This window comes from Polynucleobacter sp. AP-Titi-500A-B4 (assembly GCF_018688095.1).
Taxonomy (GTDB): Bacteria; Pseudomonadota; Gammaproteobacteria; order Burkholderiales; family Burkholderiaceae; genus Polynucleobacter.
In genome coordinates this window covers 26,711-42,951 of the sequence record NZ_CP061311.1, presented here as the reverse complement: position 1 = coordinate 42,951, position 16,241 = coordinate 26,711, and the positions used below count along the sequence as shown (strand labels likewise).

Below are 16,241 nucleotides of genomic sequence, written 5' to 3'. Positions count from 1 at the left end.
TGTTACAAGCTACTTATTGAGCTGCCTGTAACGATGCTTGGTCAACGCGTACGCCTGCACCCATGGTGCTGCTTACGGCAACCTTCTTTAAATAAATACCCTTAGATGCAGGAGGCTTTGCTTTATTCAAAGCCTCAAGCAATGCGAGCAAGTTGGATTTCAATGCAGCTGGCTCGAACGAACGACGGCCAATGCTTGCGTGCACGATACCGGCTTTGTCCACACGGAATTGCACTTGACCTGCTTTTGCATTTTTAACTGCAGTAGCAACGTCAGGAGTAACTGTTCCTACTTTTGGATTTGGCATCAAGCCGCGTGGGCCCAATACTTGACCTAAAGTACCAACGATTTTCATTGTGTCTGGAGACGCAATCAACACGTCAAAATCAATTTTGCCGCCTTTAATTTGATCAGCAAGCTCTTCCATGCCAACGATTTCTGCACCAGCAGCTTTAGCCTGTTCAGCCTTCTCGCCTTGGGCAAAAACTGCAACACGAACATGCTTACCTGTGCCAGCTGGGAGCACTACTGCGCCACGCACAACTTGGTCAGATTTCTTAGCATCAATGCCCAACTGAACAGCAACGTCGATAGACTCATCAAACTTTGCAGTTGCACACTCTTTAACGAGGTTCAATGCATCTTCTAATGGGTAGAACTTATTGCGATCAACTTTAGATTGAATGGCTTTAACGCGTTTAGATAACTTAGTCATGATTAGAGACCTTCCACAGTGATGCCCATGGAACGGGCGCTACCAGCGATTGTTCTAACAGCTGCGTCCATATCGGCTGCTGTCAAATCTGGCATTTTTGCTTTAGCGATTTCTTCCGCTTGAGCACGAGTAATTTTTCCTACCTTATCGGTATGGGGACGTGGTGATCCTTTTTCGATCTTCGCAGCCTTCTTAATCATGATGGTTGCTGGAGGAGTCTTCATGATGAAAGTGAAGCTCTTATCAGCGAACGCTGTAATCACGACTGGAATTGGCAGGCCAGGTTCCATGCTCTGAGTTTGAGCATTAAACGCCTTACAGAATTCCATAATGTTAAGACCACGTTGACCCAAAGCTGGACCTACGGGTGGTGATGGATTTGCTTTACCTGCAGGGATCTGCAGCTTGATAAAGCCAATAATCTTCTTTGCCATGTGTGCTCCTTAAAGCGCGCCTAACCTCATTAGGAAAGACCGCCGTTGAGTAAACGCTTCGCTAGTTTTTGGCTTTCTAGCTCCGCTCCTCGGTTAATTACAAAAACTAAATAACCACTTAAAACAAACTACTGCACTGCAAAACCTGGACTAAGTCCTTGTTTTTACATCTTTTCTACCTGGCCGAACTCCAGCTCAACTGGGGTACCGCGGCCAAAAATTGTAACAGAAACGCGCAATCTTGACTTCTCATAGTTCACTTCTTCAACATTTCCGTTGAAATCAGTAAATGGGCCTTCCTTAACGCGAACCATCTCACCCACCTCAAACAGGGTCTTAGGCTTCGGTTTATCCACTCCAGCCTGCATTTGATCCATGATTTTAGTGACTTCTGCGGTAGAAATCGGGCTTGGGCGGTTACGGACACCACCCACGAAGCCGGTCACTTTTGGCGTATTTTTCACCAAATGCCAGCTTTCGTCAGTCATTTCCATCTCAATTAGGACGTATCCAGGGAAAAAACGACGCTCAGTCACTGATTTTGTGCCAGATTTGATCTCCACAACCTCTTCGGAGGGGACCAAAATACGGCCAAATTTCTCAGGCATTCCAGAGCGAGCAATCCGCTCTTCTAGGCCTTTTTTAACGCTTTTTTCCATGCCAGAATAAGCATGAATGACATACCAGCGCATATTGCCGGTAGCTTGTGGATTTGAGGCTACTTCAGAATCAATCATTTTTTACTCACTTCCAGCCTAAAAAGACTGAAAAAACTAGCCATTCAATCAATTTGTCTGCAATCCATAAAAACAAGGACATGATCAGAACAAAGCCAAATACGACTAGAGTCATTTGGGTGGTCTCTTTACGAGTTGGCCAAACAACCTTTTTTACTTCATACCAAGAATCTTTTGCGTAGGCAATAAAGCGACGCCCATCAGGAGAAATTGCCACAATCAAAACTGCAGCTGCAATGCCGCCAAACAAAATGCCCAAGCGCACCAATAAAGATTGATCGATGAGCGTGTAGTAAAGGACTAACGCAGCAACGACGATTAAAGCAGCGAGCACTGAAACCCAGCTGCTTTTTTCTTCAGAGTGACTTACTGTTTGTTGAGACATATAACTTTCAGTTCAAATCGTGGCAGGGGCGGAGGGCATCGAACCCCCAACCTTTGGTTTTGGAGACCAACGCTCTGCCAATTGAGCTACACCCCTTTATAAAAAACTACTTAAGCCAAAATCTTTGCAACCACGCCGGCGCCAACAGTACGGCCACCTTCACGGATCGCAAAACGTAAACCTTCTTCCATCGCGATAGGAGCGATGAGTTTTACGGTAATCGTGACGTTATCACCAGGCATCACCATTTCTTTATCTTTTGGCAACTCGATTGAACCTGTTACGTCCGTTGTACGGAAGTAAAACTGTGGACGATAGTTGTTAAAGAATGGAGTATGACGACCACCTTCATCTTTACCCAAGATGTAAACCTCGGCTGTAAAGTGAGTATGTGGGGTGATTGAACCTGGCTTAGCCAATACTTGGCCGCGCTCAACTTCTTCACGCTTTGTACCGCGTAACAAGATACCAACGTTATCGCCTGCTTGACCTTGGTCGAGCAATTTGCGGAACATTTCAACACCAGTACAAGTAGTCTTGAGGGTTGGTTTGATACCAACGATTTCAATCTCTTCGCCTACTTTAACGATACCGCGCTCGATACGGCCGGTAACTACAGTACCGCGACCGGAGATCGAGAACACGTCTTCTACTGGCATCAAGAACGCACCATCAATGGCACGCTCTGGAGTTGGGATGTAGGTGTCTAATGCTTCAGCCAATTTCATGATGGCTTCTTTGCCCAATGGGCCTTCGTCGCCTTCAAGAGCTAACTTAGCAGAACCTTGAACGATTGGTGTGTCATCGCCTGGGAAGTCGTATTTAGACAGAAGTTCACGAACTTCCATTTCCACTAACTCGAGCAATTCAGCGTCATCCACCATGTCGCACTTGTTCAAGAACACCACGATGTAAGGAACACCCACTTGGCGCGCCAAGAGGATATGCTCACGAGTTTGTGGCATTGGACCGTCAGCAGCAGAGCAAACTAAAATTGCGCCGTCCATCTGAGCAGCACCAGTAATCATGTTCTTCACGTAGTCAGCATGTCCTGGGCAGTCAACGTGAGCGTAGTGACGATTTGCAGTCTCGTACTCAACGTGCGCTGTATTAATCGTAATACCACGTGCTTTTTCTTCTGGAGCAGCATCAATCTGATCGTATGCTTTTGCTTCGCCACCAAATGCTTTTGAGAGCACGGTTGCAATTGCTGCTGTCAATGTGGTTTTACCGTGGTCAACGTGACCGATGGTGCCTACGTTTACGTGCGGTTTTGTCCGCTCGAACTTTTCTTTTGCCATTTTTGTCTGCCTTTAGTTAACTCTTAAAAACCAAAACACGAAATACACAATTAATAAAACTAAACCTTGGTGCCCATGGGCAGGATCGAACTGCCGACCTCTCCCTTACCAAGGGAGTGCTCTACCACTGAGCCACATGGGCCTATCTTTTTCCTGCTAATACTGGAGCGGGATAAGAGAATCGAACTCTTGACCGAAGATTGGAAATCTGCTGTTTTACCATTAAACTAATCCCGCACATCTGGTGGAGGGGGTAGGATTCGAACCTACGTAGGCGTAGCCAACAGATTTACAGTCTGCCTCCTTTAGCCGCTCGGACACCCCTCCGCGAACCCAATATTCTGACTCCAAATGGAGTTTCTGTCAATCTCTCAAACGCTTCGCACAAGTAAAAACGCCCAGACCTAAAAGGGTCTGGGCGTCGCATTGGTGCCCGGCAGTTACCTACTTTCACACGGGTAATCCGCACTATCATCGGCGTAGAATCGTTTCACTGTCCTGTTCGGGATGGGAAGGAGTGGTTCCAATTCGCTATGGTCACCGGGCGTAGAGGGTTGAGTTGCTGAATAAATCAACAACTCTATTTGAGTAAGCATGTAATAAGGATGCAGATTAAATCTGGCAAACATCCAACACAATAGTGCTGGTTATAGGATCAAGCCTAACGGGCAATTAGTATCGGTTAGCTTAACGCATTACTGCGCTTCCACACCCGACCTATCAACGTTGTGGTCTTCAACGACCCTTTATGTAGGTTAAACCTACGGGAGATCTCATCTTCAGGCAAGTTTCCCGCTTAGATGCTTTCAGCGGTTATCTCTTCCATTCATAGCTACCCTGCGATGCTTCTGGCGAAACAACAGGTACACCAGCGGAATGTCCACTCCGGTCCTCTCGTACTAGGAGCAGCCCCCGTCAAATCTCCAACGCCCATGGCAGATAGGGACCAAACTGTCTCACGACGTTTTAAACCCAGCTCACGTACCTCTTTAAATGGCGAACAGCCATACCCTTGGGACCGGCTACAGCCCCAGGATGAGATGAGCCGACATCGAGGTGCCAAACACCGCCGTCGATATGAACTCTTGGGCGGTATCAGCCTGTTATCCCCAGAGTACCTTTTATCCGTTGAGCGATGGCCCTTCCATACAGAACCACCGGATCACTATGACCTGCTTTCGCACCTGCTCGACTTGTCGGTCTCGCAGTTAAGCACGCTTTTGCCATTGCACTTTAGGTACGATGTCCGACCGTACCAAGCGTACCTTCGTACTCCTCCGTTACACTTTGGGAGGAGACCGCCCCAGTCAAACTGCCTACCATGCACTGTTCCCGACCCGGATAACGGGCCAAGGTTAGAACCTCAAATAAATCAGGGTGGTATTTCAAGGTTGGCTCCAACAGAACTAGCATCCTGTTATCAACGCCTCCCACCTATCCTACACAGACCGATTCAAAGTCCAATGCAAAGCTACAGTAAAGGTTCATGGGGTCTTTCCGTCTAGCCACGGGTAGATTGCATCATCACAAACATTTCAACTTCGCTGAGTCTCAGGAGGAGACAGTGTGGCCATCGTTACGCCATTCGTGCAGGTCGGAACTTACCCGACAAGGAATTTCGCTACCTTAGGACCGTTATAGTTACGGCCGCCGTTTACTGGGACTTCAATCAAGAGCTTGCACCCCATCATTTAATCTTCCAGCACCGGGCAGGCGTCACACCCTATACGTCCACTTTCGTGTTTGCAGAGTGCTGTGTTTTTATTAAACAGTCGCAGCCACCTTTTTATTGCAACCCTTTCGTCCTCCCCTTGTACAGGGTCAAACTACCAGGGCGTACCTTATCCCGAAGTTACGGTACAAATTTGCCGAGTTCCTTCTCCTGAGTTCTCTCAAGCGCCTTAGAATACTCATCTCGCCCACCTGTGTCGGTTTGCGGTACGGTCTTGTTAGACTGAAGCTTAGAGGCTTTTCTTGGAACCACTTCCAATTGCTTCGCGAATAAATTCGCTCGTCTCACGCCCTTGAATTACGCTACCGGATTTACCTAATAGCCATCTCCAACGCAAGAACCGGGACTTCCAACACCCGGACAACTTTCCGCGATCCGTCCCCCCATCGCATCTAACAATGGTCAAGGAATATTAACCTTGTTCCCATCAGCTACGCATCTCTGCCTCGCCTTAGGGGCCGACTCACCCTGTTCCGATGAACGTTGAACAGGAAACCTTGGGCTTACGGCGAGGGGGCTTTTCACCCCCTTTATCGCTACTCATGTCAGCATTCGCACTTCTGATACCTCCAGCATCCTTTACAAGACACCTTCACAGGCTTACAGAACGCTCTCCTACCATCACATTGCTGTGATCCGCAGCTTCGGTTATATGCTTAGCCCCGTTACATCTTCCGCGCAGGACGACTCGATCAGTGAGCTATTACGCTTTCTTTAAAGGATGGCTGCTTCTAAGCCAACCTCCTGACTGTTTTAGCCTTCCCACTTCGTTTCCCACTTAGCATATATTAGGGACCTTAGCTGGCGGTCTGGGTTGTTTCCCTCTTGACACCGGACGTTAGCACCCGATGTCTGTCTCCCGTGCTTGCACTTGTAGGTATTCGGAGTTTGCTATGGCGCAGTAATCCGCAATGGACCCCACTACCATGACAGTGCTCTACCCCCTACAGTGATACACGAGGCACTACCTAAATAGTTTTCGGAGAGAACCAGCTATTTCCAGTTTTGTTTAGCCTTTCACCCCTATCCACAGCTCATCCCCTAACTTTTCAACGTTAGTGGGTTCGGTCCTCCAGTACGTGTTACCGCACCTTCAACCTGGCCATGGATAGATCAACTGGTTTCGGGTCTACACCCAGCAACTAGCGCCCTATTCGGACTCGCTTTCGCTACGCCTTCCCTATTCGGTTAAGCTTGCTACTGAATGTAAGTCGCTGACCCATTATACAAAAGGTACGCAGTCACCCCTTACGAGGCTCCTACTGTTTGTATGCACACAATTTCAGGATCTATTTCACTCCCCTCCCGGGGTTCTTTTCGCCTTTCCCTCACGGTACTTGTTCACTATCGGTCGATTACGAGTATTTAGCCTTGGAGGATGGTCCCCCCATATTCAGACAGGATTTCTCGTGTCCCGCCCTACTTGTCTCTAGCCTAGTACCACTCAATAATTTTCACATACGGGACTATCACCCTTTATTGTTGGACTTTCCATTCCATTCTGTTAATTACTGAGCTATCACTAGAAGGCTCTTCCCATTTCGCTCGCCACTACTTTGGGAATCTCGGTTGATGTCTTTTCCTCTTGCTACTTAGATGTTTCAGTTCACAAGGTTCGCTTCTCATACCCTATGTATTCAGGTATGGATACCACAAAAGTGGTGGGTTTCCCCATTCAGAAATCCCCGGATCAAAGCTTATTTACCAGCTCCCCGGGGCTTATCGCAGGTTATAACGTCTTTCGTCGCCTGTAATCGCCAAGGCATCCATCATGTGCACTTATTCACTTGATCCTATAACGAGCACCATTGCTAGTACCTGTTACAGGTTTTACTTCTACTTCTGACATGTTTGCCGTAATCCAAACTGTAAGTACTTGTTAAGAACTTTGTAAAACTCGTTTGATATTACTGATTGATGATTCAATCTTTACCCTTATTACATTGTCAAATGTCCTCTCAAAGAAACATTTGACACTTTGCTTACTCAAATTTTTAAAGAACAGCCATAAATGGCAAAACTAAACAATCGTTAAATCGCTTAGTTTTGACATTTAGATGTTGGTGGAGGATGACGGGATCGAACCGACGACCCCCTGCTTGCAAAGCAGGTGCTCTCCCAGCTGAGCTAATCCCCCAACGTCCACTAAGTCCATATCAACGCTGATTGGTGGGTCTGGTAGGACTTGAACCTACGACCCCTGCGTTATCAACACAGTGCTCTAACCAGCTGAGCTACAGACCCGTGGCTTTTATTGTCAACCGATAAGTGTGGGCACTATAGCTCCAGCATCTTTTCTCTAGAAAGGAGGTGATCCAGCCGCACCTTCCGATACGGCTACCTTGTTACGACTTTACCCCAGTCATGAACCCTGCCGTGGCAGTCGCCCCCCTTGCGGTTAGGCTAACGGCTTCTGGCAAAACCCACTCCCATGGTATGACGGGCGGTGTGTACAAGACCCGGGAACGTATTCACCGCGACATTCTGATCCGCGATTACTAGCGATTCCAGCTTCACGTAGTCGAGTTGCAGACTACGATCCGGACTACGATGCATTTTCTGAGATTAGCTCCCCCTCGCGGGTTGGCAACCCTCTGTATGCACCATTGTATGACGTGTGAAGCCCTACCCATAAGGGCCATGAGGACTTGACGTCATCCCCACCTTCCTCCGGTTTGTCACCGGCAGTCTCTTTAGAGTGCTCTTGCGTAGCAACTAAAGACAAGGGTTGCGCTCGTTGCGGGACTTAACCCAACATCTCACGACACGAGCTGACGACAGCCATGCAGCACCTGTGTTCACTTTCTCTTACGAGCACCTAATGTATCTCTACTTCGTTAGTGACATGTCAAGGGTAGGTAAGGTTTTTCGCGTTGCATCGAATTAATCCACATCATCCACCGCTTGTGCGGGTCCCCGTCAATTCCTTTGAGTTTTAATCTTGCGACCGTACTCCCCAGGCGGCTGACTTCACGCGTTAGCTACGTTACTCAGGATGTAAATCCCGAACAACTAGTCAGCATCGTTTAGGGCGTGGACTACCAGGGTATCTAATCCTGTTTGCTCCCCACGCTTTCGTGCATGAGCGTCAGTGTTATCCCAGGGGGCTGCCTTCGCCATTGGTATTCCTCCACATATCTACGCATTTCACTGCTACACGTGGAATTCTACCCCCCTCTGACACACTCTAGCTATACAGTCACAGGCGCCATTCCCAGGTTAAGCCCGGGGATTTCACGCCTGTCTTGTATAACCGCCTGCGCACGCTTTACGCCCAGTAATTCCGATTAACGCTCGCACCCTACGTATTACCGCGGCTGCTGGCACGTAGTTAGCCGGTGCTTATTCTTCAGGTACCGTCATTCCCGGACTGTGTTAGAGCCGGTGTTTCTTCCCTGACAAAAGAGCTTTACAACCCGAAGGCCTTCTTCACTCACGCGGCATTGCTGGATCAGGGTTGCCCCCATTGTCCAAAATTCCCCACTGCTGCCTCCCGTAGGAGTCTGGGCCGTGTCTCAGTCCCAGTGTGGCTGATCGTCCTCTCAGACCAGCTACTGATCGTCGCCTTGGTGGGCTTTTACCCCACCAACAAGCTAATCAGGCATCGGCCGCTCTAATCGCGCGAGGTCTTTCGATCCCCCGCTTTCCCCCTCAGGGCGTATGCGGTATTAGCACAGCTTTCGCTGCGTTATCCCCCACGATAAGGTACGTTCCGATGTATTACTCACCCGTTCGCCACTCGCCACCAGGTGCAAGCACCCGTGCTGCCGTTCGACTTGCATGTGTAAGGCATGCCGCCAGCGTTCAATCTGAGCCAGGATCAAACTCTTCAGTTCAATTCCTGTGATCCTTGCGGATCGTCGCACTCATTCAAGAAATTGACTTGGTAATAAAACCAAATCTTTTTACTGTCTATGAGTACTATTTATTTACATCTGTCCCGAAGGACTGGATGCTTTCACTTAGTACCCACAATTATCGGTTGACTAATTTTTAAAGAGGGGCTGAATCGTTTTTCAAAAACATTCAGCGAAGAAGCGAGACTATGACATACCCGCATAGGGTTGTCAACACCTTTCGCACTCTTTTTCCTATAAAAAGCGAAGATTTTTCTGACCCCTCAAATAAACCCAATGAAATCAATGGGATGTATTTTGAAAAAATTTTTAACTTTTTTTGAAAATTTCCGCCTTTTGAAGAATTTTTCTGCAAGAGTGGGTCACTAAACCTGCATTTTTGATGCTTTATTTGCAGATACCCCGCGCCCTAGGGAAAACCCTGAAATTTTGCTTGTTTTCTGTTAAAATGTTGCTATGCACAATAAATTAGCGAACAATCACTTACCTCCAAAGCCTTATATGGCAGGGCAGGGTGTACCTGTTCGAGAGCTTCATGAGGGGCATAGGTCAGAAATTCTGAAGCACCTATTGCAGCTGGGAGAGGACGATCGTCGCCTACGTTTTGGCACACAAACCCCTGATGAAGTCATTCATCACTATGTTGAGCAACTTGATTTCAGTAGAGATGCTGTATTCGGCGTCTTCGATGGCAATTTAAAGCTGATTGGCATGGCTCATCTGGCGTATTTGCCGGAGATTAAAGGGGAGCCCCACGCCGCTGAATTTGGTGTGTCCGTATTGCCAGAGGGAAGGGCGCAAGGCCTTGGAACTGCCTTGCTACAACGTTCTGCGGTGCATTCACGTAATAGCAATATTCAAATACTCTATGTTCACTGCCTTGCTAATAACAAAGCAATGATGCATTTGGCTCAGAAAGCAGGAATGGCCGTTGAATATGCCTATGGCGATGCTGATGCATATCTCAAATTACCGCCAGCAAATCCTGGAAGTATTGTTGAAGAAGCTGCCAACGAACAATGGGCAGACTTTGATTACGCTCTTAAAGAAAATTTAAAGCTAGCCTATCAGGCTTGGTGGTGGTTCTTAGGAAGACCTGTGCCCGCACGTTGATGCACGCACGTTATTTTTAATTCGGCGCGCCGCGTAATATCCAGCTCGTTAGTAAAGATAAATCTGCGTCGCTTAATTTTGAATTCGCAGGCATAGGAACAACACCCCACGAGCCTGCGCCGCCTTTTGCAATTTTATTTTTCAAAAATGTTTGCGCGTTTAAATCGCTTTTATATTTCTGCGCAACAGATTGAAAACTTGGCCCAACAATTTTCTTATCAATTGCGTGACAACCCAAGCAAGCATTTTGTTTTGCGATTGCAAATGCTTTTTGATCTTCGCCACTTGCATGCGCAGTAGAAATGAAACAAGCGAGTGCTACAGATAAATAAACTATTTTTACAGTCACTCGCTTTAAATACATCACAAACCTAGAAATCCATTATTGAAATTTTGGAGGTGAGTTTGGTTGTGTTTGATCAGCCTTGCCTTGCTTTTCTAGACGATTTTTTTCTTCTTCAGAAATGATGTCAAAGTAAACGTAAACATCTTTCACGCCATTGGTATTGCTAGCAATTTTCTTTGCCAAGTCTGCTTCGTTTTGAGTCAGAATGCCCATCAAATAAACGCTCGTTCCCTCAGCAACAATGGACATCGAATTCGATGGTAACTTTTCTGTAAAGATCATCTGCGCTTTAATCTTTGACTCTAGATAAGAGTCGTTAGCACGAGCTGTGTATGTGCTGTTAGGGCCAACAATCAATTCATTAAATACGGAGCGCGCATTCTTCATGCCCTTTACATAGGCGCCTGCTTCGCCTTTGATATCAGCATCTTTTACTTCGCCAGTTAGCAATACTTTTTGATTGAAAGAGGTTACGTTGATGTGTGCGTTATCGCCGAATTTTTTAGCAAGCGCAGCATTCGCTTCTAGCTCAATGCCATTGTCAATTGCCTGTACACCAGGTGTACGCCTATCTGCCATAATGCTCGCGCCCGCAGCAACACCGCCGACTGCCAGAACTCCACATGCTGACAATTGTGTCGCAATCATTAAAGCGATAACGAATTTACCGAGAGATTGGATTTGCATTTAGATATCTTTAGTGTTTGTAAAAAATTAATCGAGCAAGATGTGATCAACGCCATCACATAAGCTATGAAGTAAAACTAAATGGGTTTCTTGAATTCTGGCAGTACGAGTTGATGGGGCGCATAAATGGATGTCATCTTTATCTAAGAGACTTGCGATTTTTCCGCCGCCGTTACCAGTGAGCGCAATGATGCTGATGCCCAACTTTTTAGCCGCTTCAATCGCTTTAATGACGTTCTTTGAGTTGCCTGAGGTAGAAATCCCCAAAAGAATGTCGCCTTTTTTACCCAGTCCACGCACTTGCTTGCTAAACACCTCATCGTAACTGTAGTCATTGCCGACAGCCGTCAAGATAGAGCTATCCGTTGTCAACGCAATAGCAGCCAGCTCTTGTCGCTCACGCTCAAATCTGCCAATCAACTCAGCTGCAAAATGTTGCGCGTCTGCTGCCGAGCCGCCGTTTCCGCAGGCCATCACTTTGCCGCCGGACTTTAAACAATCGACCATAGCAAGCACACCACGAGCCACAGACTCTGGAAGAATTTTTTCAGCCTCTTGCTTTACCGCAATACTGTCTAAAAAATGTTGGGACGCGCGTTTGCGCAAACGTTCAATAGTGTCTTTATCCATAGCAATATTATGCGCCAAAGAAGGCCTAAATTCTGATGCAATCAGCTTAACCCAAAAGCAACGTATTCTCTTGCTTATTGATTGACCTTCAGCAGACAATACCCCCATGGAACTAGGCTCATTGGATTTTTTAAAGCAACAAGATTTGCCTGCTGGGGCTTTGTATATGGTCGCCACCCCGATAGGTAATTTGGGCGACATCACCTTGCGCGCACTTCATGTGCTCAATGCTATGAATGGTATCGCTTGTGAAGACACCAGGCATAGCGCCTCGCTTCTACAGCAATTTGGCATCCACAAAAAATGTTTGGCCTTACATGCGCACAATGAGCTTGGTGGCGCCCAAACGGTTATTCAACATCTTGCCAACAATGAGCGCTGGGCCTATATCTCTGATGCTGGCACTCCAGGTGTTTCTGATCCGGGCGCGCGCCTTGTGGATGAAGTGCAGAAGGCCGGATTTCGGGTCATTCCTGTTCCTGGAGCAAGTTCCGTATCTTGTGCAATCTCAGCATCGGGGCGTGTCATGCTCAACTCCGATGGTCAATTTCAGTTCTTGGGTTTCTGGCCGCATAAAGCAAAAGAACGTGACCTTCTTTTGCAAGACATTTCCAGCAGCAAAAAAACCAGCATCTTTTTTGAGTCGCCACACAACATTCGCGAGACACTTCTTTTGCTCGCAAACTCATTAGAAAAAGAGCGGCCTATTTTTATTTGCCGCGAGTTAACTAAAAAATTTGAGCAACTTGTTTCTATTCAAGCACAAGAAATTTCTTCCTGGATTGAAAATGCTGAAAGCCTTAAGGGTGAATTCATCATCCTCGTCGCTGGGCGCCAAGCCAGTGGCGATGAGGCTCCTGAGCATAATTCCCTGATGCGTTGGGCAAGCGCCTTAAGCCCTTATTTGGGTAGCAAAGAAATTGCGGCGGTGCTTTCCCAAACAATGGGGCTAACAAAAAAAGATGCTTATCAAATTGCTTTAGACGCAAAAGTGGACGAGAGCAAAAAATAAAAAAGCTGGCAGGTAGCCAGCTTTTTTTATCAGAGCAGTAAAAATTTATTTTGCTGCGGGTGCTTTAGGCTCTGGCAATTTGCCACCTGCTGAATTCGCCAAGTAAACCACTGCGCGACCCAACTCATAATCACTGATATCAGCAGGATTAGATCCGCCGCGTGCTGGCATTGCGCCTTTGCCCTTCAATACAGAAGTGAGTAATCCGTCGTAGCCTTTTCCTAGGCGTGACGCCCAGGCCGCTGTATCACCAAACTTCGGTGCGCCCGCTGCGCCACTTGCATGACAAGAAGAGCAAACAGCTTTATAAACTTGTTCGCCAGTTTGCAGCTCCTTGGGAGCACTTGCATCTTTAAAATTCAATTGGGCTACTGGTTTAATCAGCTGCTCTGTAGTGGCTGAAGAATCACCGCGTTTGCCATTGTTCACAAAAACCATCAATAACAAAATAATGATCAAGGGCACAAAAAAACTTGCAAATACCATGATGATGAGTTGCTTTGGGGACTTAATCAGATTTCCGTGCTCGTTGCTCATAAGAATTTATCGTTTGACGGGTTATAGAGTTGTTTTGCGGTGATTATAACTAGAGAGTAGGGCTATAGGCACTTACAATAGCCTGGTATCCAGTTTTCCGTGGGCGCCCGTAGCTCAGTGGATAGAGTATTGGCCTCCGAAGCCAAGGGTCGCAGGTTCGATTCCTGCCGGGCGCGCCAAAACAGGAGGGGTTTTTGACCTACATCATGCGAGAAATCACGAAAACCGCTATCATTTGCATCTAACTTATTGATTCTTGTCGTGTCTACACATCTAAATTCAGCCCTTTCAGAGCCTTCTCTGACCAATCCTTTGCCCCCTGAGGCGCCTTTACCGCACCGCAAAATCATTCGGAGCTGGCTTATTCCAATGGCGCAGGGAGAAACAGGGCGTGCGATTCTGTTGCTCATGATTGACGCTTTTCTGTGGCTTGGCTGTATTGCTGGAACTGTATTTGTTGAAAACATTTTTCTCAAAATCATTTTTGGATTAGTTGCCGGCTTTGTAACTGGTCGTATTTTTATTTTGGGTCACGATGCCTGCCATCAGAGCTATACACCAAATCGTGAACTCAATAAAGTGCTCGGACGAGTTGCGTTTTTGCCTTCGCTTACTCCCTACAGCTTGTGGGATGTTGGTCATAACGTAGTGCACCACGGCCAAACCAATTTAAAAGGTTTTGACTTTGTTTGGGCGCCGCTTTCTAAAGAAGAATATGACGCGCTTCCCCCGTTCCGTAAGGCTCTAGAGCGCCTCTACCGCAGTGGCTGGGGTCCAGTTTTCTATTACCTCATTGAAATTTGGTGGAGGCGCGAGTACTTTCCAAATGCACAAAACAAACCAGGCGATCGTCCCATTTTCTTAAAGGACAATTTGCTCGTGACAGCATTTGCAATGATTTGGATTGGTTGCCTAATTGCTGGCGCTATTACAACCGGCCAATCGATTTGGGTTGGTTTAATCACTGGCTTTGCAGTGCCATTCCTATTTTGGAACGGCATGATTGGCTTTGTGGTCTACGTTCACCATACACATCCTTCTGTTTCTTGGTACGACAAAAAATCCGAGTGGCTGCGCGCTCAGCCTTTTGTGTCGACTACGGTTCACCTGACTTTTAACTGGATTTGGGGCTCCTTGATGCACCACATCATGGAACATACTGCCCATCACGTTGACATGAGCGTTCCACTCTATCGCCTACCAGAGGCCCAAAAAACCCTTGAAACCATCCTTCCAGAGCGTATTTTTATTCAAAAATTCTCCTGGGCTTGGTATTTCGACACTGCCCGCAAGTGCAAGCTCTATGACTTTGAGAATAAGGCTTGGCTGGACTTTGATGGCAATAAAACGGCCGATTCTGTCCGAGTTGTCTTAACCCCAATGCCAGCAGGACAAAACGGGTAAAATAGATCTCTGTACAAAGATTTGCCTTACCCGGATTGCCCATGACTACTTCGACTCCAGCCGCTACCCAAGATTCATCCCAGAGCCTCAAGTTTTGCTCTTCTTGCAGTCGCGAAAAACGACTTGAAGGCGGCACATGGATTCCTACGAGCAATCGCAAGCAGCGCTGGATTTGCGCGAGCTGTCTCTATAACCGTACACATCGTACTGGTTCAGCTAAAACCTAATTTTTTCGCTTTATCGTTTTAAGCGCCATCCCCTACATAGGGATTGGTTTTACGTTCGTTTCCGAACGTAGACATTGGACCATGTCCCGGAACAAACTGCACATCATCGCCAAGCGGCCAAAGTTTTGTTTTGATCGCGTTAATCAAGTCGGCATGATTGCCACGTGGAAAATCTGTTCTACCAATCGAACCAGCAAATAAAACATCACCCACAATTGCCAGGCGGTCTTCTTTATCAAAAAAGATAACGTGTCCCGGCGTATGTCCAGGACAATGAAATACTTCAAGATCCACATTACCGACTTGAACATGATCACCATCAGTAAGCCAACGGTTAGGTTCAAATACTTTTGCATGGCCAAAACCAAAACGCACCGTTTGCTCGGGCAATTGCTCAAGCCAAAAACGCTCGTCCTCTTGAGGGCCTTCAATCGGTACACCTAACTGATCAGCCAAATCTTTAGCGGCAGCACAATGATCTAGGTGGCCATGGGTTAACAAAATCTTTTTTACATTACCCCCCATTTGGCTTACACCATCTAGGATCTTGTCAATATCGCCCCCAGGATCAACTACCGCAGCATCCCCGGTCTCTTGGCAAACCAGAATAGAGCAGTTTTGCTCAAATGGCGTAACAGGAACGATTCCTAATTTGATTGGCATAAATAAATGATTGGATGAAAGCTAGTTTATGTGACTACGCATAAAATATTCTCAAAGGATAAAACATGAATACCCAAGATACATTTAAATTTGCTGAAACTCATGAATGGGCCGATATTGAAAGTGATGGTCTAGTGTGGGTTGGTATTAGTAACCATGCTCAAGAGGCTTTGGGTGATGTGATGTTCTTTCAGGCGCCTAAGATTGGCCAACAGGTCAAACAAGGTGAAGCCATTGCCGTCATTGAATCTGTAAAAGCAGCCAGTGACATTCATGCGCCAGTAAGCGGTGAAATTGTTGAGCTTAATCCAGCAGTCGAGGCATCACCAGAATTAGTTAATGAAAATCCGTATGCTGTTTGGCTTTTCAAAATCAAGCCTAGCTCTAATGACAGCCTTGCTAATGATTTAAATCAGCTCTTGAGTCTAGAAAAATATAGGTCTGGCCCAGGAGCCTAAGCG

The 16,241-nt window shown here is 46.9% G+C and carries 15 protein-coding genes, 7 tRNA genes and 3 rRNA genes; 6 read left to right on the top strand and 19 right to left on the bottom strand.

What is annotated here, in order from left to right:
* Positions 1 to 13: 13 nt before the first annotated feature.
* From rplA to FD968_RS00190, 14 genes are all read right to left on the bottom strand, one after another.
* Entirely contained in the window at positions 14 to 715 is a 702-nt protein-coding gene (gene rplA, locus FD968_RS00255) for a 50S ribosomal protein L1 (RefSeq protein ID WP_215366447.1), read from the bottom strand.
* 2 nt (positions 716 to 717) lie between these two features.
* Positions 718 to 1,149 carry a 50S ribosomal protein L11 gene (gene rplK / locus FD968_RS00250; RefSeq protein ID WP_011901890.1) on the bottom strand — a complete coding sequence of 144 codons (432 nt, stop codon included), beginning with the start codon at positions 1,147 to 1,149 and terminating at the stop codon, positions 718 to 720.
* 164 nt (positions 1,150 to 1,313) lie between these two features.
* The gene (gene nusG, locus FD968_RS00245) at positions 1,314 to 1,886 is read right to left on the bottom strand and encodes a transcription termination/antitermination protein NusG (protein ID WP_215366443.1); all 573 of its coding nucleotides are present in this window, start codon (positions 1,884 to 1,886) and stop codon (positions 1,314 to 1,316) included.
* A 7-nt stretch (positions 1,887 to 1,893) separates the two neighbouring features.
* Positions 1,894 to 2,271, bottom strand: coding sequence for a preprotein translocase subunit SecE (gene secE / locus FD968_RS00240; RefSeq protein WP_215366440.1), 378 nt, complete (start codon positions 2,269 to 2,271; stop codon positions 1,894 to 1,896).
* 20 nt (positions 2,272 to 2,291) lie between these two features.
* A tRNA-Trp gene (locus FD968_RS00235) sits at positions 2,292 to 2,367 on the bottom strand.
* Between the two features lie 14 nt (positions 2,368 to 2,381).
* Positions 2,382 to 3,572 (bottom strand): elongation factor Tu, encoded by a 1,191-nt coding sequence (tuf, locus tag FD968_RS00230; RefSeq protein ID WP_215366437.1) that lies wholly within the window; start codon positions 3,570 to 3,572, stop codon positions 2,382 to 2,384.
* Positions 3,573 to 3,639: 67 nt separating this feature from the next.
* Positions 3,640 to 3,714: transfer RNA gene (locus tag FD968_RS00225), tRNA-Thr, on the bottom strand.
* Positions 3,715 to 3,735: 21 nt separating this feature from the next.
* Positions 3,736 to 3,809, bottom strand: a tRNA-Gly gene (locus FD968_RS00220).
* A gap of 5 nt (positions 3,810 to 3,814) precedes the next feature.
* A tRNA-Tyr gene (locus FD968_RS00215) sits at positions 3,815 to 3,899 on the bottom strand.
* Between the two features lie 104 nt (positions 3,900 to 4,003).
* Positions 4,004 to 4,117, bottom strand: a 5S ribosomal RNA gene (gene rrf / locus FD968_RS00210).
* A gap of 106 nt (positions 4,118 to 4,223) precedes the next feature.
* Positions 4,224 to 7,097, bottom strand: a 23S ribosomal RNA gene (locus FD968_RS00205).
* 268 nt (positions 7,098 to 7,365) lie between these two features.
* Positions 7,366 to 7,441: transfer RNA gene (locus FD968_RS00200), tRNA-Ala, on the bottom strand.
* Positions 7,442 to 7,471: 30 nt separating this feature from the next.
* A tRNA-Ile gene (locus tag FD968_RS00195) sits at positions 7,472 to 7,548 on the bottom strand.
* Positions 7,549 to 7,607: 59 nt separating this feature from the next.
* Positions 7,608 to 9,140 (bottom strand): 16S ribosomal RNA (locus FD968_RS00190).
* Together the 16S, 23S and 5S rRNA genes with 5 tRNA genes alongside form the textbook arrangement of a ribosomal RNA operon.
* Positions 9,141 to 9,617: 477 nt before the next feature.
* On the opposite strand from FD968_RS00190, the gene FD968_RS00185 reads away from it, so the two are divergent.
* The gene (locus FD968_RS00185) at positions 9,618 to 10,274 is read left to right on the top strand and encodes a GNAT family N-acetyltransferase (protein WP_215366434.1); all 657 of its coding nucleotides are present in this window, start codon (positions 9,618 to 9,620) and stop codon (positions 10,272 to 10,274) included.
* A 16-nt stretch (positions 10,275 to 10,290) separates the two neighbouring features.
* Here the strand turns inward: FD968_RS00185 and FD968_RS00180 are convergent, their stop codons facing one another.
* From FD968_RS00180 to FD968_RS00170, 3 genes are read right to left on the bottom strand one after another with little or no spacing between them, the layout of a single operon-like run.
* Positions 10,291 to 10,638 carry a c-type cytochrome gene (locus FD968_RS00180; RefSeq protein WP_215366431.1) on the bottom strand — a complete coding sequence of 116 codons (348 nt, stop codon included), beginning with the start codon at positions 10,636 to 10,638 and terminating at the stop codon, positions 10,291 to 10,293.
* 18 nt (positions 10,639 to 10,656) lie between these two features.
* Complete coding sequence (locus FD968_RS00175; RefSeq protein WP_215366426.1) at positions 10,657 to 11,307, bottom strand: BON domain-containing protein; 651 nt, start codon at positions 11,305 to 11,307, stop codon at positions 10,657 to 10,659.
* A gap of 27 nt (positions 11,308 to 11,334) precedes the next feature.
* The gene (locus FD968_RS00170; RefSeq protein ID WP_215366423.1) at positions 11,335 to 11,937 is read right to left on the bottom strand and encodes a phosphoheptose isomerase; all 603 of its coding nucleotides are present in this window, start codon (positions 11,935 to 11,937) and stop codon (positions 11,335 to 11,337) included.
* Positions 11,938 to 12,043: 106 nt separating this feature from the next.
* Here FD968_RS00170 and rsmI point away from each other — a divergent pair, with 106 nt between their 5' ends.
* Complete coding sequence (rsmI, locus tag FD968_RS00165; RefSeq protein WP_215366420.1) at positions 12,044 to 12,949, top strand: 16S rRNA (cytidine(1402)-2'-O)-methyltransferase; 906 nt, start codon at positions 12,044 to 12,046, stop codon at positions 12,947 to 12,949.
* A gap of 45 nt (positions 12,950 to 12,994) precedes the next feature.
* Here the strand turns inward: rsmI and FD968_RS00160 are convergent, their stop codons facing one another.
* Positions 12,995 to 13,486: a cytochrome c5 family protein gene (locus FD968_RS00160; RefSeq protein WP_215366417.1), complete on the bottom strand. Its 492-nt coding sequence runs from the start codon at positions 13,484 to 13,486 to the stop codon at positions 12,995 to 12,997.
* A 103-nt stretch (positions 13,487 to 13,589) separates the two neighbouring features.
* Here FD968_RS00160 and FD968_RS00155 point away from each other — a divergent pair.
* The 3 genes from FD968_RS00155 to FD968_RS00145 all read left to right on the top strand — a co-directional run bounded on the left by FD968_RS00155 (position 13,590) and on the right by FD968_RS00145 (position 15,117).
* A tRNA-Arg gene (locus FD968_RS00155) sits at positions 13,590 to 13,665 on the top strand.
* Between the two features lie 82 nt (positions 13,666 to 13,747).
* Complete coding sequence (locus tag FD968_RS00150; RefSeq protein ID WP_251367583.1) at positions 13,748 to 14,890, top strand: fatty acid desaturase; 1,143 nt, start codon at positions 13,748 to 13,750, stop codon at positions 14,888 to 14,890.
* A gap of 41 nt (positions 14,891 to 14,931) precedes the next feature.
* Entirely contained in the window at positions 14,932 to 15,117 is a 186-nt protein-coding gene (locus tag FD968_RS00145; RefSeq protein WP_143070006.1) for a hypothetical protein, read from the top strand.
* Between the two features lie 18 nt (positions 15,118 to 15,135).
* On the opposite strand, the gene FD968_RS00140 is transcribed toward FD968_RS00145, so the two are convergent.
* On the bottom strand, positions 15,136 to 15,780 hold the full coding sequence (locus tag FD968_RS00140; protein ID WP_371817738.1) for an MBL fold metallo-hydrolase: 645 nt from the start codon (positions 15,778 to 15,780) through the stop codon (positions 15,136 to 15,138).
* A 65-nt stretch (positions 15,781 to 15,845) separates the two neighbouring features.
* On the opposite strand from FD968_RS00140, the gene gcvH reads away from it, so the two are divergent.
* Entirely contained in the window at positions 15,846 to 16,238 is a 393-nt protein-coding gene (gene gcvH, locus FD968_RS00135; protein ID WP_215366414.1) for a glycine cleavage system protein GcvH, read from the top strand.
* Positions 16,239 to 16,241: the final 3 nt, after the last annotated feature.

Excerpts from the sequence above, each read along its gene's own strand:
- rplA (WP_215366447.1), bottom strand. The coding sequence starts at position 715 with ATGACTAAGTTATCTAAACGCGTTAAAGCCATTCAATCTAAAGTTGAT.
- rplK (WP_011901890.1), bottom strand. The coding sequence starts at position 1,149 with ATGGCAAAGAAGATTATTGGCTTTATCAAGCTGCAGATCCCTGCAGGT.
- nusG (WP_215366443.1), bottom strand. The coding sequence starts at position 1,886 with ATGATTGATTCTGAAGTAGCCTCAAATCCACAAGCTACCGGCAATATG.
- secE (WP_215366440.1), bottom strand. The coding sequence starts at position 2,271 with ATGTCTCAACAAACAGTAAGTCACTCTGAAGAAAAAAGCAGCTGGGTT.
- tuf (WP_215366437.1), bottom strand. The coding sequence starts at position 3,572 with ATGGCAAAAGAAAAGTTCGAGCGGACAAAACCGCACGTAAACGTAGGC.
- FD968_RS00185 (WP_215366434.1), top strand. The coding sequence starts at position 9,618 with ATGCACAATAAATTAGCGAACAATCACTTACCTCCAAAGCCTTATATG.
- FD968_RS00180 (WP_215366431.1), bottom strand. The coding sequence starts at position 10,638 with ATGTATTTAAAGCGAGTGACTGTAAAAATAGTTTATTTATCTGTAGCA.
- FD968_RS00175 (WP_215366426.1), bottom strand. The coding sequence starts at position 11,307 with ATGCAAATCCAATCTCTCGGTAAATTCGTTATCGCTTTAATGATTGCG.
- FD968_RS00170 (WP_215366423.1), bottom strand. The coding sequence starts at position 11,937 with ATGGATAAAGACACTATTGAACGTTTGCGCAAACGCGCGTCCCAACAT.
- rsmI (WP_215366420.1), top strand. The coding sequence starts at position 12,044 with ATGGAACTAGGCTCATTGGATTTTTTAAAGCAACAAGATTTGCCTGCT.
- FD968_RS00160 (WP_215366417.1), bottom strand. The coding sequence starts at position 13,486 with ATGAGCAACGAGCACGGAAATCTGATTAAGTCCCCAAAGCAACTCATC.
- FD968_RS00145 (WP_143070006.1), top strand. The coding sequence starts at position 14,932 with ATGACTACTTCGACTCCAGCCGCTACCCAAGATTCATCCCAGAGCCTC.
- FD968_RS00140 (WP_371817738.1), bottom strand. The coding sequence starts at position 15,780 with ATGCCAATCAAATTAGGAATCGTTCCTGTTACGCCATTTGAGCAAAAC.
- gcvH (WP_215366414.1), top strand. The coding sequence starts at position 15,846 with ATGAATACCCAAGATACATTTAAATTTGCTGAAACTCATGAATGGGCC.